Annotated in this window: 3 protein-coding genes; all 3 read right to left on the reverse strand. The window is 68.5% G+C overall.

Annotated elements, in window-relative coordinates; all coding sequences use genetic code 11:
- On the reverse strand, nt 1–755 hold a 755-nt coding region (locus tag D471_RS0105155), incomplete at its 3' end, for an alpha/beta fold hydrolase (protein ID WP_017597642.1).
- Between the two features lie 11 nt (nt 756–766).
- Nucleotides 767–1,579: an exodeoxyribonuclease III gene (locus D471_RS0105160; protein ID WP_026127424.1), complete on the reverse strand. Its 813-nt coding sequence runs from the start codon at nt 1,577–1,579 to the stop codon at nt 767–769.
- Between the two features lie 28 nt (nt 1,580–1,607).
- On the reverse strand, nt 1,608–2,603 hold the full coding sequence (locus tag D471_RS0105165; protein ID WP_026127425.1) for a tyrosine-type recombinase/integrase: 996 nt from the start codon (nt 2,601–2,603) through the stop codon (nt 1,608–1,610).
- Nucleotides 2,604–2,756: the final 153 nt, after the last annotated feature.

Below are 2,756 nucleotides of genomic sequence, written 5' to 3' on the forward strand. Positions count from 1 at the left end.
CCCGCCTCCACCTGACCGGGCGAACCCCCACCCGACAGGCCACGCTCACGCACCCACACCACATCCGCCGCATCAGCCACGATCCGCGAGAAGTTCTCCGGCTGATCCAAACTCACCATGTGCCCCGCCCGCGGCACATTCACCAACCGGCCATCCACACACGCATCGAAGAACTTCTTCTCATGGATCCGGAAATGATCACGCGACCCGTTGATCAACCACGCCGGCCCCGGATACGCACCCAACGCCGCCAACGCGTCCATCTCCGAGATCTCATCGATCACCGCCGTGGCCGCCTCCACCGCCAAACCACCGTCCAACGCCGCATCCGCCGCACCATCACGCAACGTCAACCGGTGAAACCGCTCATTGACCGCCGCGCCCCGATCCGGCAACCGGTCCATCAACACCGCCGGAATCCGATACACCTGCGCCAACGACTGCGCGGGCTTGGCCGTACAACTGGCCGCCACCAACCCCGCCACCCGACCCGGCGCCGCCCCCGCCGCCGCGATCGACACGAACCCACCCAAACTCAACCCCACCAACAGGGCACGACCCCCCACCCCGTCGATCGCGGACAACACCGCATCCACCGCCGACCCCAGCGAGAACACCTCACCCCGCCGCGACCCGTGCCCAGGCAGATCAGGCGCCACCACCGTCCGCCCACGCTCACGCAACCACTCCACCTGCGGACGCCACATACTCCCCGACAACCGCAACCCGTGCACCAGCACGATCGGCACACCCATGACCCCTCCTCCTACCGAGCCCCGTAGCGCACCGTCACCGGCGCATGATCCGACCAACGCGCCGCATGCTCCACGGCCCGCTCCACACGCGCCCACTCCACCCGAGCAGCCAACCCCGGCGTCGCCACCTGGTAGTCGATCCGCCACCCCGCATCGTTATCGAACGCACGCCCCCGATACGTCCACCACGTGTACGGCCCCTCCCGATCCGGCATCAACGAACGCATGACGTCCACATACCCCGCCTCGTCGAACACCCGAGACATCCACTCCCGCTCATACGGCAAAAACCCCGAACTGCGCCGATTGGTCCGCCAGTTCTTCAGGTCCGCCTCCCGATGCGCGATGTTCCAGTCACCACACACCACCAACTCACGCCCCTCGGACTCCACCTCCTCACGCCGCTTCACCAGGTACGGCAGGAACGCCTCCATGAACCGCTCCTTCTCCTCCTGCCGAGGAGTACCCACATCCCCCGAGGGCAGATACAAACTCGCCACCGTCACCGGACCCAGATCCACCTCCACATAACGACCCGAGTCCTCAAACTCCGCCGCACCGAAACCCACCCGGGTCCGATCCGGCTCCACCCGCGAGTACACCGCCACCCCCGCACGGCCCTTCGCCGCCGCCGGAGCCAACAACACATGCCACCCCTCGGGCGCGACCACCCGCGCCGTCAACTGGTCCGGCTCCGCCCGCGTCTCCTGAAGACACACCACATCCGCGCTCGTGGCCGACAACCACCCCAAGAACCCCGGATCCTTCTTCGCCGCGGCACGCAGACCGTTGACATTGACCGTGGACACCTCGAAACCGTTCATCACAGGCACAGAGTAGCCACCCCCACACTCACCCGTCCCCGCCCTCACCCACCAACCGCCGCACCACCCCATAGGTCCGGTTCGACCCCGCCGCCTCCCGCTGCGCCCGCGCCGTCACCTCGATATAGGCCTGCGACGACACCACCGACGCATGCCCCAACAAATGCATGATCTCGCTCACCGACGCCCCGTCCTCAGCCAACCGCGTCGCGAACGTGTGCCGCAGCGCGTGCACCAACGTCCCCCGCGCCACCCGATCATGCACCCCCGCATGCCGATAACACTGCCGCACCAGATACTGCAACCCGCCCCGACGCAACCCCTGACCCCGGTTGTCCACCAACAACGGATCCACCCCCCGCACCGCACCGAACCGCTCCCGCCGCGAGACCAGATACGCCTCCAACAACACCTCCAACGGCGCCTCGATCGGCAACACCCGCTCACCACCCCCCTTGCCCACCACCCGAATCCGCCGCTCACCCACACGGCCCCCCACCGACTCCACCCGCAACGCCAACATCTCCGCCGACCGCATCCCCGTCAGCAACGCCAACGCCAGCACCGCCAGATCCCGCTCCGGCCACGGATCCCGCGCACGACGCGCCCCCCGCGCCAACGCCTCCAACAACCGCTCCGGAGTGTCCTCACCCATCAGCGGCTTGGGCCCCGAGGGCCGCACCCGCGGCCGCGGCACCGCAGACATCGGATTACCGGCCACCACCCCCTCCGACACCCAAAAATCAAAGAACCCGTTCCACGTCGACCACGCCCGCACCACACTGGAAGCCGCCCGCTTAGCGGCGAACTCCGCAAACCCCGCCCGCAACACCCCCGCGTCCAACCCCGCCAACACCACCTCACCCGCATCACACCCACGCACGCGCGCCACACACCCGAGCACCCCGCGCAGATCACGCCGATAGGCCGCCACCGTGTGCGGAGACGGCTTGGCCGCCCCCCGCGCCACCAGGTACCGCTCCACCGCCTCCAGAGCCCCCAGCCCCGCCGATTCACCACTCATGCACACAGCATCCCCGACTCCGCACCGCCCCCACACCCACAACCCACCCATACTCGAACACCCATCGAACAGCCCACCCGGCGCCGGGGGAGAGGCACCCCCGCCACCGCCCGCCCCGACCTGGACGCCCGCCCCCATCCACCTCATCGTCGC

This window comes from Nocardiopsis lucentensis DSM 44048 (assembly GCF_000341125.1).
Taxonomy (GTDB): Bacteria; Actinomycetota; Actinomycetes; order Streptosporangiales; family Streptosporangiaceae; genus Nocardiopsis; species Nocardiopsis lucentensis.

What these genes read in the sequence shown, in the direction of transcription:
- D471_RS0105160 (WP_026127424.1), bottom strand. Translation starts at nt 1,579, where the DNA reads ATGAACGGTTTCGAGGTGTCCACGGTCAATGTCAACGGTCTGCGTGCC.
- D471_RS0105165 (WP_026127425.1), bottom strand. Translation starts at nt 2,603, where the DNA reads ATGAGTGGTGAATCGGCGGGGCTGGGGGCTCTGGAGGCGGTGGAGCGG.